The organism is Porphyromonas sp. COT-108 OH2963, assembly GCF_000768895.1.
Lineage (GTDB): Bacteria > Bacteroidota > Bacteroidia > Bacteroidales > Porphyromonadaceae > Porphyromonas_A > Porphyromonas_A canoris.
Window position 1 is genome coordinate 1 of sequence record NZ_JRAP01000007.1, and the last position, 14,265, is coordinate 14,265.

The window sequence follows — 14,265 nt, forward strand, 5'->3', positions numbered from 1 at the left end:
AAGTGGCGGCTACCTACTCTCCCATTTGCATAGTACCATCGGCGTGATCGGGCTTAACTGCTCTGTTCGGAATGGTTAGAGGTGGATCCCCGATGCTATAGCCACCTTTATTGGCTTCGCAAATCCATCGGTTTCTTTGTTTCCCTTGTCTCGTTCGTTTCCCGCTCCGACTTCTTCGCTATCTCTTTTGCATGTCAGAAGTATATCCTCCAACACTTCTTCCACGCTGTATGTCTAACATATACGGAGAAAAGAACATAGTTCTAAAACTACAATACCCTTTGCCTGAGAAAATTCTCTAAATATAAGCGTTCGGGAGATTAGTACCACTCGGCTGAATACATTACTGCACTTGCACCTGTGGCCTATCTACGTCATCGTCTGTAACGTCCCTGATAACGGATATCTAATCTTGAGGTCGACTTCGTGCTTAGATGCTTTCAGCACTTATTCTTCCCGTACGTGGATACTCAGCTATGCACCTGGCGATACAACTGATGAACCAGTGGTACGTCCAACACGGTCCTCTCGTACTAGTGTCAGATCCTCGCAAATATCCTGCGCCCACAACAGATAGAGACCGAACTGTCTCACGACGTTCTGAACCCAGCTCGCGTGCCACTTTAATGGGCGAACAGCCCAACCCTTGGGACCTTCTCCAGCCCCAGGATGTGACGAGCCGACATCGAGGTGCCAAACCGCTCCGTCGATATGAGCTCTTGGGAGCGATCAGCCTGTTATCCCCGGAGTACCTTTTATCCTTTGAGCGATGGCCCTTCCACGCGGAACCACCGGATCACTATGCTCAAGTTTCCTTCCTGTGCGACTTGTTTGTCTCCCAGTCAAGCACCCTTATGCCATTACACTCACGGGCCGGTTACCAATCGGCCTGAGGGTACCTTTAGAAGCCTCCGTTACGCTTTTGGAGGCGACCACCCCAGTCAAACTACCCACCATACAGTGTCCTCTAATTCAAAAGAGTTAGTATCCAAATAACAAAAGGGCCGTATTTCAACAGCGACTCCATGAATACTGGCGTACCCATTTCTCAGTCTCCGGCCTATCCTACACATTCATTACCCAAATACAATGTAAAGCTATAGTAAAGGTTCACGGGGTCTTTTCGTCCCGTTGCGGGTAATCGGCATCTTCACCGATACTACAATTTCACCGAGTTCGCGATTGAGACAGTGCCCAGATCGTTACACCATTCGTGCAGGTCGGAACTTACCCGACAAGGAATTTCGCTACCTTAGGACCGTTATAGTTACGGCCGCCGTTTACTGGGGCTTCAATTCAATGCGTCTCTTGCGATGACATCTCCTCTTAACCTTCCAGCACCGGGCAGGTGTCAGACTATATACTTCAAATTTCTTTTTCGCATAGCCTTGTGTTTTTGTTAAACAGTCGCCTGGGCCTATTCTCTGCGACCGGTATGTCCCCATACCGGCGTCCTTTTTCCCGAAGTTACAGGACCAATTTGCCTAGTTCCTTAACCGCGAATCGCTCGAGCGCCTTAGTATACTCAACCCAACCACCTGTGTCGGTTTACGGTACGGGTGATACATCCTTTATAACGCTTAGAGGGTTTTCTTGGGAGCTTGATTACATCCATATTGGGGCGCCCCGAAGGGCTTCCCATTCTTTCCGGCTTCAACTCTCGAGGCGGATTTGCCTACCCCGATCTGCGTCTTTGCCGTTCAACCCGGTTTTCCGTCTCCGGGCAGGACTGTCACTTCTCCGTCACCTCATCACTGGAATATATCAGTACGGGAATATTAACCCGTTCGTCCATCGAGTGCCCCTTGTCCGGGTTCCTCTTAGGCCCCGACTAACCCTGATCCGATTAGCGTTGATCAGGAAACCTTAGTCTTTCGGCGAGGGGGTTTCTCGCCCCCTTTATCGTTACTTATACCTACATTTGCTCTTCCGGAATGTCCAACCGAAGTTGTCCCTCGATCTTCTGCCACGCCGGAATGCTCCCCTACCGATCACTACTGATCCCACGGCTTCGGTAAACTGCTTATGCCCGAGTATTATCCATGCCACGATCCTCGACTAGTGAGCTGTTACGCACTCTTTAAATGAATGGCTGCTTCCAAGCCAACATCCTAGCTGTCTTCGCATCATGACCGCGTTTGTTTCAACTTAGCAGTTATTTCGGGACCTTAGCCGATGGTCCGGATTCTTCTCCTCTCGGACATGGACCTTAGCACCCATGCCCTCACTCCTTGGTAAGCCTGTAAGCATTCGGAGTTTGTCTGGACTTGATAGGCGGCGAAGCCCTCGCATCCAATCAGTCGCTCTACCTCTTACAGCTCCGCCCAAAGGCTGCACCTAAATGCATTTCGGGGAGTACGAGCTATCTCCAAGTTTGATTAGCCTTTCACCCCTACCCTCAGCTCATCCGAAGACTTTTCAACGTCAACCGGTTCGGCCCTCTATGTGGTGTTACCCAAACTTCAGCCTGGCCAAGGGTAGATCACTTGGTTTCGCGTCTACTTCACGCAACTGTACGCCATTTAAAACTCGCTTTCGCTACGGATACAACTCTTATAAGTCTTATCCTCGCTGCGTAAAGTAACTCGTAGGTTCATTATGCAAAAGGCACGCCGTCACACCACGAAAGTGCTCCGACCGCTTGTAGGCAAACGGGTTCAGGATCTATTTCACTCCTCTGTTCGAGGTTCTTTTCACCTTTCCTTCACAGTACTTGTTCACTATCGGTCTCTAAGGAGTATTTAGCCTTGGGAGATGGGCCTCCCGGATTCACACAGGATTTCTCGTGTCCCGCGCTACTCAGGTCTCTCGTCACTCCAACTTCAAAGTTTCGTATAAGGGGCTGTCACCCGCTTTGGCGATCCTTTCCAGAATCTTCTACTACCTGTCTGTTGTAAAGCTTTATTCGAGATCCTACAACCCCGACACTGCCAAAACAGCATCGGTTTGGGCTCCTCCCCGTTCGCTCGCCACTACTGAGGGAATCACTTTTGTTTTCTTCTCCTATGGGTAATGAGATGTTTTGACATGCTGTCGCATGCCGGGTTGCCCCATTCGGATATCTGTGGATCTTTTCGTATTTGCCGATCCCCACAGCTTTTCGCAGCTTATCACGTCCTTCGTCGCCTCTTAGAGCCAAGGCATCCACCGTCTGCCCTTCTTTTGCTTATATTTTTTTTGCTCTCGCATATCATACCGTTAACGGCATGATACGGTTATTGTAGTTTTATACCATCCCGTATTTCCATACAGGACAATGCTACTATATTCTTCTCTTCCGATATGTCTATGATCTCGTATTCCTCACAGGAGATCCGCTCTCCCGTTTCGTGGGTGCAAAGTTAGAAAGAGTTTTTCATTCTACCAAACTTTACTAACAAAAGATAGACAAACATATCAAACAGCACTCTCAAAACAGCACTTAATCCGCTTGTTATCAAGACTGAAGAGAATCAAACATTTTATCGAAAACCGCTATTTCTACTCTCCAACAGCTCTCGCCTATATATATAAATAATGTATCCCCCTCTTCGGACACATTTCTCTCCAACCCTGAAGGTCATTTTTATATATTCCATACCGATGCCTCTACCCGGTTTTTACTGCTCTCTATTTTGATCGGAGGGGGCGTTTTCGGAGGGGTGCCGGATTTGTTAAATCAACCCGTTTTATTAACACAATTTTCGATACAGGTTCACCCAAAACGCTAAACGAGCATATTCTTTCGGCTTAACGTGTTTAATTTTTCAGTAAACACGTTTACCGATTTCATTAAACACGTTTACCGGATTCAATTAAAGTGTTTAGCCAAAATCATTAAAACGCTACATATCAGTATTTTATCTGTTTTCACCTCAAAAAGCACCCGAAAAGCCGATTTTCTCTATTAGATTTTCTTCACAGATCGCCCTGTTAAAATTCACACCTATTAACGCGAAAACAGCCCATGAAATGCTCTAAGAAATTTTTTTCTCCGAAGATGAGATTTTGCCATATCGCTTTCATTCAAAAGATCTTATCTTAAAACGACTTGACAAATTCGCCTCCTCCAAGCCGAAAATCGCCCCTTCTCCCCTCCATTTTCCGCATGACGTTTTTATATAAAAAGACCGATGCGCTCCTCCAAAAGCACATCGGTCTTCTTCCTTGTTCTTAAAATAATTCTGCCGAACTAAACCAGCTGTTTCGAGTCTTGGATAAACTTTGCCAAGCCGGTGTGTAAAAACGACAGGCAAGACATTTATTCCGAGCAAAATGGATTTTAGTATCTTTACAAACTAAACAAAAAGAGACTTTCTATCATGAATCAAAAGCAACAGAGGCAAGAGATATGGAAAACTTCTTTTGGCTATATGATACCGACATTCGATGGCGATACCATTATTTCTCTTTCTGTTTCGGAGTATGTTCCCATTCGGATTAGAGAAAGAGTTATTTCTAAATCCGACTCTTTCATTCTGTCTTTAATTCATGAGTCTCCCATTCCAAAGACGGCGAATTTACCCGGGACACCGTTCATGCATAAGGTTTGGAGCGCTCTTTTGGAGATACCATTGGGAGAGACCCGCAGCTACAGCGATATAGCTGAACGTGCAGGACATCCGAAAGCTGTACGAGCAACCGGGACTGCCATAGGGCGCAATCCGATAGCTTTTCTCATACCATGCCATAGAGTCCTGGCTAAAGATGGTTCGATAGGAGGTTTTGCTTGGGGAGTCGGGATAAAAAGAAAAATTCTAAAGTGGGAAAAAGAAATGAGTAAACAGATCGAAAAATGAGCATATCCATATATCAATTACTTCCAAGAATTTGGGGCAATACATCTCAAGACAGAGAACCGAACGGAGATATCCGGACTAACGGATGCGGAAAATTCAATGATATTTCTGCCATTGACCTACAATCCATAAAAAAGCTCGGCATCACGCATATTTGGTACACCGGCATTTTGGAACATGCAACCCAAACATCTTACGCCGAATTCGGCATAGCAGAAGACAATCCGTGCATCGTAAAGGGAAAAGCAGGCTCTCCCTATGCCGTAAAAGACTATTATGATGTAGATCCCGACCTTGCAGAAAAAGTTCCTCAACGTATGCAAGAGTTTGAGTCTTTGGTATCCCGGACGCATGATGCCGGACTTAAAGTGATAATAGATTTTGTACCAAATCATGTCGCAAGGCAATATGTATCGGATGCGAAGCCGGAAAATTGTTCCGATTTTGGAGAAAAAGATGATACCGACTTAGCTTTCTCTCCTCAAAACAACTTTTACTACATTCCGGGGCAGCCACTGTCTTTACAACATATATCGAGAGAAAACGGCTCTTCTTATTCTGAATTTCCGGCGAAGGCAACGGGGAATGACTGTTTTGTAAATGCACCATCTTCCGGAGATTGGTACGAGACAGTAAAGTTGAACTATGGTGTAGACTATGCCAACGGAGGGTGTTCACACTTCTCTCCAATCCCGGACACATGGAACAAGATGCTGAAAATCCTTCTTTTCTGGAGCAGTAAAGGGGTAGATGGTTTCAGGTGCGATATGGCAGAAATGGTACCTTTAGAGTTCTGGAAATGGTGTATAGAAAGAGTAAAATCAAGGTATCCCAATATCATTTTTATCGCAGAAATCTATTCCGAAAACAGGTATGAAGAGTTTATTCAAGAGGGAGGATTCGACTACCTATACGACAAAGTGGGATTATACGACTGTCTTATATCCATCCTCAAAAAAGGGGCAAATACATCTTCAATAAAAGATATTGTTTCTCGTCAGCATATCATCTCTTCTCACCTGCTACGATTTATGGAAAATCATGACGAGCAACGGCTTGCTTCCGCTTTCGTATCAAGCTGTGGGGAAAAGGCTTTTCCAGCAATGGTTGTAAGCACATTGGCAGACAGCTCTGCGGTAATGACCTATTTTGTACAAGAGTTGGGAGAACAAGGCATGGACGCAGAAGGATTTAGCGGACAGGATGGTCGCACCACGATATTCGACTATTGGAGTCTCCCCAAACTTCAGAAATGGAGAGCGAACAGAGATCGCGGAGATTTGAATACAAATAGCACATTGAGGGATAAATATAAAATCCTTCTCAATGCGAAGCTGAATAGAAAGGCTTTCAGTTCTCCTCATTACTATGATTTGAATCATATTTTGTCTCTTTCAGTTCAAGAGAAAAACGAAGTGGCTCTATTCTTGAGATGGGACCAGTCCAATCCCCAAGAGGTAGCCATTGTAGCAGCAAACCTTTCCCATTCTCCTATAAATACAACGTACGAAATACCTAAGGATGCACTGGATATGATGGGGCTTCAAAGCAGGTCAATTTGGAACGCGGAAATGCTGTTTAGCGGCAAGGAAACGACCTACTCCATAGCCGAATCCATATACCTGCCTTTACAATTGCAACCTTATGAGGCAAATATCATTGTAATGTCTCGCATTATGGATTAAAACTAACTATCTTTGTAAGGATATAGAATAGAGTTAATAACAAATAGATGAAATAATAGAAAAACATATGAGCACTCCGGAACATACAGAAGCTCCATTGATGCTATATAATACCCTTATAAGAGATAAAGAACGCTTTGTGCCATCTCACTTTCCACACGTTGGGATGTACGTTTGCGGTCCGACCGTTTATGGCGATGCGCATCTCGGACATGCGAGACCGGCTGTTACTTTCGACCTTCTGTTTCGTTATCTGAAGCATATCGGATATAAGGTGAGATATGTCCGTAATATTACGGATGTGGGTCATTTGGAGCATGATGCCGATGAGGGAGAAGATAAGATAGCGAAAAAGGCAAGACTGGAACAGATAGAGCCCATGGAAGTCGTGCAATACTATCTCACCCAATACCATAGAGTAATGGATGCTTTGAATGTTCTTCCTCCAAGTATAGAGCCATTGGCAAGCGGACATATTATGGAGCAGATAGATCTTACTCAGGAGATCTTGAACAACGGATTTGCTTACGAGAGTGAAGGCTCTATCTATTTCGATGTGGAGAAATATCACAAGACTTATAAATATGGAGTTCTGTCTCGACGTAACATCGAGGATATGATGTCCAATACTCGTGAACTGGATGGGCAAGGAGAGAAGAGACAGAGTATAGACTTCGCTCTCTGGAAAAAGGCTCAACCGGAACACATCATGAGATGGAAAGCTCCATGGAGTATCGGATTCCCCGGATGGCATTGCGAATGTACCGCCATGGGACGCAAATATCTGGGAGAAACGTTCGACATACATGGGGGTGGAATGGACTTGATATTCCCTCACCATGAGTGCGAGATAGCTCAGGCTGTTGCGGCACAGGGTAAACCGATGGTTCGCTACTGGGTACACAACAACATGGTTACCATAAATGGGCAGAAAATGGGCAAAAGCCTTGGCAACTTCATTACTCTTGAGCAGTTTTTTACAGGTTCTCATGAGTTGCTTGAACAGCCATACGATGCAATGACCATTCGTTTCTTCATGTTACAAGCCCATTACAGAAGTACTGTGGACTTTAGCAATGAAGCCCTTCAAGCTTCCTCAAAAGGATTGGAACGCCTGTTAGATGCTTACCTTGCTTTGGATTCTCTTAAAGCAATAAGCAGTAAGAGTGTGGATCTTCCCAGCTACAAGGAGCTTTGTTATGAGGCTCTTAACGATGACTTGAACAGTCCGGTCGTCATTGCTCACCTGTTTGATGCAACAAAGGTAATCAATACAGCAAAAGCAGAACCCGGCAAATCTTTAACCGCAGAGCAGATAGAGTCTCTCAAAGAGCTGTTTGATACTTTCCTCTTTGATATTCTTGGAATGAAGAAGCCGGGAAGTGAGGTTTCAAAGGCACATACGGATGCTTTTGCCGGAGCTATGGAACTTTTGCTCCAAATACGGGCAAAAGCGAAGTCTGAAAAGGACTGGGCAACTTCCGATAAGATACGAGACGAGCTGGCTAAGCTGGGATTTGAGATCAAGGATACTAAAGACGGGGCAGAATGGAAACTCCCCGGAATGTAGCAGATACAGATGAACAATATTACGTCTTCGGAATTTGATATCCGTCGTTCAGCAAGTCCAATGGGAAGAGACGATGCAGACCATGCGTTGAGACCTCTTTCTTTTGAAGGCTTTAAGGGACAGGATAATGTGGTTGAGAATCTGAAGGTCTTTGTCATGGCGGCAAAGATGCGGAATGAAGCTCTCGACCATGTTTTGCTGCACGGGCCTCCCGGATTGGGAAAGACAACACTTTCCCAGATTATCGCCAACGAACTTGGTGTAGGTTTCAAAGTAACATCAGGTCCGGTACTCGATAAACCCGGAGATTTGGCAGGTGTGCTTACCTCCTTGGAGGCTCACGATGTCCTGTTTATTGATGAAATACATCGGCTCTCCCCTATCGTTGAGGAGTATTTATACTCCGCCATGGAAGATTACCGGATAGATATCATGATAGATAAAGGCCCCGGAGCACGGAGTATTCAGATAGACCTTAATCCGTTTACTCTCATTGGAGCTACTACAAGGAGCGGACTTCTAACTGCTCCCCTAAGAGCAAGATTCGGGATAAATATGCACTTGGAGTATTATGATACCAATACTCTTTGTGGTATAGTGGAAAGGAGTGCCAATATCCTTGATGTGCCTTGTGATCATGAAGCTGCAATAGAGATAGCATCCCGTAGCAGATGTACTCCACGTATTGCCAATGCTTTGCTGCGTAGGGTAAGGGATTTTGCTCAAGTTCGTGGGACAGGTGCGATAGATAAAGAGATTGCTCACATTGCTCTTGAAGCACTCAATATAGACAAGCACGGACTTGATCATATAGACCACAAAATACTCACATGTATTATGGATAAGTTTTCCGGTGGTCCTGTGGGACTTACCACGATAGCTACTGCAATAGGCGAAGATCCGGGAACGGTTGAAGAGGTGTACGAGCCTTTTCTCATAAAAGAAGGATTCCTAAAACGGACACCTCGTGGACGAGAAGTTACCAAAATGGCATACGGACATTTTGGTCGTATAGTCTCGCCTAAAGAGATGCCCCTATTTAACGAATTATAGAAAGAAAGATTCTATGAGCAGCCTCGGTATGAAGTCTTTGGTTAAGGATACCGTAATATATGGTATGACCAATATCATCGGGCGTTTTCTTAATTGGTTATTGGCTCCATTCTATATACGCGTCCTCTCCACTACGGCAGAATATGGTATGGTAACCAATTTATACGCATGGATAAGCGTTATCTTGGTTGTTCTTACTTATGGCATGGAAACGGGGCTTTTCCGTTTCATGCAGACTTATCCGAGACAACAGGAAGTCTATGCAACTGCCTTTAAGAGTGTTTTTGGAACGACCATATTCTTCACGATTCTTTCTCTGATCTTTGTTCAAGACATTGCAGGAGTCTTGGGATACGCATCACACACGGATTTTATTGCGATTTTCTGTGTGATAGCAGCGATGGATGCTATCTTATCTATCCCTTTTGCTTATTTGAGACAGCAGCACAGACCTAAGCTTTTTGCTTTCTACAAGCTGGCTTTTATAGCTTTCAATATCTTTTTCAACCTGTTTTTCTTTTTGGCTTGTCCATATCTTTTGGAGCATAATCCGGGTCTTGTAGATTGGTTTTATCGTCCGGAATATGGGGTGGGATACATCTTTGTATCTAATCTTCTCTCCACATCATTGCAAACACTGCTGATGCTTCCTATACTTAGACCTGCAATAAAAGGTTTTAATAAGATACTTTGGAAAGGGATGATACATTACTGCTTCCCTTTAATGCTGTTAGGTTTGGCCGGGAACTTTAATAAAATGGCCGGTCCGATACTGCTTCCCTACATGATAGAGGATAGAGATATTGCCATGACACAGCTCGGGATATACGGAGGGTGTCTTAAGATATGCGTTGTCATGGTGATGTTTATTCAGGCTTTTCGCTTTGCTTACGACCCTTTTGTCTTCTCAAAGATGAAGAAGAAAGACGAGTATGGGGCTTACAGAGTAGCTATGAACTTCTTCGTTCTATTCACTTCTTGTATTTTTCTGGGGGTTACTTTCTATATCGATATATTCAAGCATATCGTTACACCCCAATACTATGAAGGGCTTAGAATTGTTCCTCTTGTTCTTTTAGGTGAACTCTTCTTCGGAGTCTACTACAATCTCTCCATTTGGTATAAGCTTAGCGATAAAACATACTTTGGGGCTATATTCTCTTTTATCGGACTTATCGTAACTGTTGGTATTATAGTCTTGTTTACTCCAATGTATGGATATATGGCTTGTGCTTGGGCATCATTGGCTTGTAATACATTGATGATGATTCTTTCCTATGTGATAGGACGAAAAGTTTACAGGATAGAATATGACGTAAAAAAGCTACTCATTATCGGCTTGGCCTGCACTACTATTTATCTTATAGGGTTCTCTTTTCCAAATGAAGCCAATAGTGTTTTCGTACTATCCGTAAGAACAATTCTCTTATTGGCCTATGCTGCAATAGGTTTAACTCTCGAATATAAACAAGTTCAAAAAGTCTTATAACAGCTATTGACATGAACACTGAAAAGCAATCATTTATCCAATATATACGCTCATATTTTGATATAAAAGGAGAAAGAGAGAATGAATACGAAACCATAGAGTCTCTCAAAAATGATGTAGACTTTAAGGGCACAAAAATGTGGATTCTAATCTGTGCTATTTTCATAGCTTCATTGGGGCTTAACACCAACTCTACCGCTGTGATTATAGGAGCCATGCTTATTTCTCCTTTGATGGGGCCGATAGTCGGTTTAGGATTAGGATTAGGTATTTCCGATTTTGATCTTCTTAGAAGAAGTGTTAGAAACTTCCTCATGGCGACTATTTTTGGGATTCTTACCTCTACGATTTTCTTTTTTATTTCTCCCATTTCTTCTGTTCAAAGCGAACTTCTTGCTAGGACACAACCCAATATCTATGATGTTTTGATAGCTTTTGTGGGAGGTATGGCAGGTCTAATAGCAGGTGCAACAAAGTCAAAAGGGAATGTTATCCCCGGTGTTGCCATTGCGACAGCTCTCATGCCACCACTCTGTACTGCCGGATATGGTATTGGTACAGGCCAGCTGAACTTCTTTTTCGGAGCATTTTATCTCTATATCATAAATACCGTTTTCATCGGTCTTGCCACTTTTTTGGGGGTAAGGATTATGAACTATCCTCGCAAAACATTTGTAGATAAGGCAAGAGAAACACGAGTAAACAGAATGGTTCTAAGCATCGTAATATGTACCATTGTTCCGAGTGTGGTTTTAGGATACCAACTGATTCAGCGAAACTATTATGAAGAGTCTCAAGTGAAGTTTATAAAAAATGAATTTCAGTTTGATGGCACTTATCTTCTAAGCTATGAAACTTCTAAAAAGAAAGATGGGAATGTTCTTTCTGTATCTCTCCTGGGGAATGAGCTTTCGGAACAAACCATTGCAGAACTTCGTGATAAACTGAGCGAGTATGGACTTCGTAATACAACTCTCGTCGTGCGTCAAGGATTTGGTAAAGCTGATATGGCAGGCCTCAAGAGTAGTATCATAGATGACGTAAAGCAAGATAACTCTTCTGTAATAAAATATCAACAACTTAGAATAGACTCTTTAGAATATCAACTTGCTTCTGCAGAGCAGTTGGCTAAAGATATTGATCAAATATCACGAGATCTCCGAACACTTTATCCGGAAGTTACCAGGGCAACATTCGGTAAAATGTATCATATCAGCTTGGACTCCTTAAAAAGATCTCAAATAGTAAGAATAGGTCTCTATACAAATGGCAACAAAATTTCTGATGAGAATAGACAAAGACTAAAAAGCTGGCTCAATGAAAGATTGCCCGGAGCAGAAATAGAGATCTCATCTAAAGAATAACAAACGTAAAAACTATTTTCTAACTACTTAATACTAACTCAGCATGAAAAGAACATTTCTTCTCTTAGCGGCTCTATTCCTTTTAGCTCCTGCTGCAAAAGCAGACAAGGGTATGTGGATTCTGAAAGAGCTGAACAAAGAGAATCAAGACAGAATGCGTCAGCTTGGTTTTACCATGGCATTCAACAAGCTTTACAACGAAAGCGCTCCTGCGCTACACAATTCGGTTGTAATATTCGGTCGTGGATGTACCGGTATTACTGTATCTAATCAGGGGCTAATATTTACAAACCATCACTGTGGGTACTCTTCCATTCAGCAGCTCAGCTCGGTAGAACATGATTATCTTCGGGATGGATTTGTTTCTCATGCCCTAAATCAAGAACTTCCTGTTCCGGGTCTTACAGTCCAGTATCTTAGAGGAACAGAGGATATTACCGACAAGATTTTGAAGGCAGTAGAAGGCATTACTGATGAGATGGATCGTATCAAAGCTATTCAGGCAGAAATTGCAAAGATTGAGAAAGAAGTAGAAAAGGAGCCAAACACTACGGCAAAAGTATATCCTTTCTACAACAACAATAAGTACTATCTCATCTCATACGATGTTTTTAAGGACATTCGTATGGTATTTGCCCCACCTTCTTCTATAGGTAAGTTTGGAGGTGATACAGACAACTGGATGTGGCCTCGCCATACAGGAGACTTCTCTGTCTTCAGAGTATATGCTGATGCCAATAATCGGCCTGCAGCATATAACGCCAACAACAAACCATTCAAGCCAAAAGCATTTGCAAAGATCTCTTTGTCTGGTGTTAACGAAAAAGATTATGCCATGACCATTGGTTTCCCGGGAAGAACCAACAGATATCTCAGCTCTTGGGGAGTAGAAAATCTTATTAAGAATGAAAACACTCCGAGAATAGAAGTTCGTGGTTTGAAGCAGGATGTTTGGAAGAGCTTCATGGAGAAAGAACAAGCTATCCGTATTCAATACTCAGATAAGTATGCACTCAGTTCAAACTATTGGAAAAACTCCATCGGTATGAATAAAGGACTTCGTCGTCTTAATGTCGTATCTGAGAAACAAAAAATAGAAAAAGACTTTGCTCGCTTTGCAGCATCGACTACTGAACGCAAAGCAAAATATGGATTCGTATTGGATAGTCTTCGCATTCCTGTCGAGAAGATGGGTGAATACACTAGAAATCTACAATATATAAGCGAAGCATACAGTGGCTTTGAAGTGGTTAGATTTGCCATCAAACCTGAAGCTGCTCGCAAGGCTAATCTTGATGCTATGTATAAAGACTTCTCTCCAAAAGTGGCGAAAGCAACACTGCCTGTCATGCTTAGAGTAGTGAAAGAGAATGTTGCTCCAGAATATCTGCCAAGTATCTACAAAACCATAGACACAGACTTTGGAGGAGATTTGGATAAATATACAGCATTCGTGTATAACAACTCTGTCTTTGTAAGCAAGGAACGTTTCCAACAAGCACTTGCCAATCCGGAGTTTAATGATGAAGCCTACGAAAAAGATCCGTTAGTAGCTCTTCGTACAAGCTTTATAGATGAGATGCATAAACTTTCTGATATGATGGCACCTTATAGAGGATCTCTTCTTAAAGGGGAAAGACTATTCTTTGCCGGATTGAGAGAAAAGGATCCTAAGAAAGCTCTGCCGTCTGATGCCAACTTTACCATGAGAATGAGCTATGGTAGTGTATCCGGATACAAACCTTATGATGCAGGATGGTACGACTACTACACGACATCAGCAGGGATCTTTGAAAAACAAGACCCTTCCGTATCCGAGTTTAGAGTGCAACCTGAAATCTTGGATCTTCTTTCAAAGAAAGGCTTCGGACGCTATGCAGATAAGAAAGGCAATCTCCGACTATGCTTCTTGTCTGATAATGATATAACCGGTGGTAATTCAGGTAGCCCTGTCTTCAATAAGAATGGAGACCTTATCGGTCTTGCTTTTGACGGCAACTGGGAAGCAATGAGTGGGGATATTGAGTTCGAAGCTAATATGCAACGTACTATATCTGTTGATATCCGCTATGTTATGTGGGTAATAGACATGTGGGGCAAGAGTAAATATCTTGTGGATGAAGTCTCTTTTGTGAAATAAAGCATATAAGATTCGTTATCTAAAGACGTTTGTCATCTCTCGGATGGCAGACGTCTTTTCTTTATAAATGATATTTCTCGGCACTTTGTTAGAAGAATGTAACCAGAATAGTTTTTATTGAAACTATCTACTTTTGTAATACAATCTTAGCAAAGTATTCATCTTTTCTTGGATCTTAATGCGAAT

General features: G+C 42.9%; 7 protein-coding genes and 2 rRNA genes. 7 read left to right on the forward strand and 2 right to left on the reverse strand.

Annotated features, from left to right (window positions below; genetic code table 11):
* Both rrf and HQ39_RS02845 read right to left on the reverse strand, forming a co-directional pair.
* Positions 1 to 109: ribosomal RNA gene (gene rrf, locus HQ39_RS02840) — 5S ribosomal RNA — on the reverse strand.
* Between the two features lie 191 nt (positions 110 to 300).
* Positions 301 to 3,172: ribosomal RNA gene (locus HQ39_RS02845) — 23S ribosomal RNA — on the reverse strand.
* Between the two features lie 1,129 nt (positions 3,173 to 4,301).
* Between HQ39_RS02845 and HQ39_RS09150 the strand changes: the two genes are divergently transcribed.
* The 7 genes from HQ39_RS09150 to HQ39_RS02880 all read left to right on the forward strand — a co-directional run bounded on the left by HQ39_RS09150 (position 4,302) and on the right by HQ39_RS02880 (position 14,079).
* Entirely contained in the window at positions 4,302 to 4,778 is a 477-nt protein-coding gene (locus HQ39_RS09150; protein ID WP_052079383.1) for a methylated-DNA--[protein]-cysteine S-methyltransferase, read from the forward strand.
* Positions 4,775 to 6,463 carry an alpha-amylase family protein gene (locus HQ39_RS02855; RefSeq protein ID WP_036863588.1) on the forward strand — a complete coding sequence of 563 codons (1,689 nt, stop codon included), beginning with the start codon at positions 4,775 to 4,777 and terminating at the stop codon, positions 6,461 to 6,463. Before HQ39_RS09150 ends, HQ39_RS02855 begins: the two co-directional genes overlap by 4 nt.
* A 67-nt stretch (positions 6,464 to 6,530) precedes the next feature.
* Positions 6,531 to 8,033 carry a cysteine--tRNA ligase gene (cysS, locus tag HQ39_RS02860; RefSeq protein WP_036863590.1) on the forward strand — a complete coding sequence of 501 codons (1,503 nt, stop codon included), beginning with the start codon at positions 6,531 to 6,533 and terminating at the stop codon, positions 8,031 to 8,033.
* A gap of 9 nt (positions 8,034 to 8,042) precedes the next feature.
* The gene (ruvB, locus tag HQ39_RS02865) at positions 8,043 to 9,086 is read left to right on the forward strand and encodes a Holliday junction branch migration DNA helicase RuvB (RefSeq protein WP_369793997.1); all 1,044 of its coding nucleotides are present in this window, start codon (positions 8,043 to 8,045) and stop codon (positions 9,084 to 9,086) included.
* A 13-nt stretch (positions 9,087 to 9,099) separates the two neighbouring features.
* Entirely contained in the window at positions 9,100 to 10,575 is a 1,476-nt protein-coding gene (locus tag HQ39_RS02870) for an oligosaccharide flippase family protein (RefSeq protein WP_036863593.1), read from the forward strand.
* Positions 10,576 to 10,586: 11 nt separating this feature from the next.
* On the forward strand, positions 10,587 to 11,939 hold the full coding sequence (locus HQ39_RS02875) for a TIGR00341 family protein (RefSeq protein ID WP_036788997.1): 1,353 nt from the start codon (positions 10,587 to 10,589) through the stop codon (positions 11,937 to 11,939).
* A 43-nt stretch (positions 11,940 to 11,982) separates the two neighbouring features.
* Positions 11,983 to 14,079, forward strand: coding sequence for a S46 family peptidase (locus HQ39_RS02880; protein WP_036863595.1), 2,097 nt, complete (start codon positions 11,983 to 11,985; stop codon positions 14,077 to 14,079).
* The last annotated feature ends 186 nt before the right edge of the window (positions 14,080 to 14,265 follow it).

What these genes read in the sequence shown, in the direction of transcription:
- HQ39_RS09150 (WP_052079383.1), top strand. Translation starts at nt 4,302, where the DNA reads ATGAATCAAAAGCAACAGAGGCAAGAGATATGGAAAACTTCTTTTGGC.
- HQ39_RS02855 (WP_036863588.1), top strand. Translation starts at nt 4,775, where the DNA reads ATGAGCATATCCATATATCAATTACTTCCAAGAATTTGGGGCAATACA.
- cysS (WP_036863590.1), top strand. Translation starts at nt 6,531, where the DNA reads ATGAGCACTCCGGAACATACAGAAGCTCCATTGATGCTATATAATACC.
- ruvB (WP_369793997.1), top strand. Translation starts at nt 8,043, where the DNA reads ATGAACAATATTACGTCTTCGGAATTTGATATCCGTCGTTCAGCAAGT.
- HQ39_RS02870 (WP_036863593.1), top strand. Translation starts at nt 9,100, where the DNA reads ATGAGCAGCCTCGGTATGAAGTCTTTGGTTAAGGATACCGTAATATAT.
- HQ39_RS02875 (WP_036788997.1), top strand. Translation starts at nt 10,587, where the DNA reads ATGAACACTGAAAAGCAATCATTTATCCAATATATACGCTCATATTTT.
- HQ39_RS02880 (WP_036863595.1), top strand. Translation starts at nt 11,983, where the DNA reads ATGAAAAGAACATTTCTTCTCTTAGCGGCTCTATTCCTTTTAGCTCCT.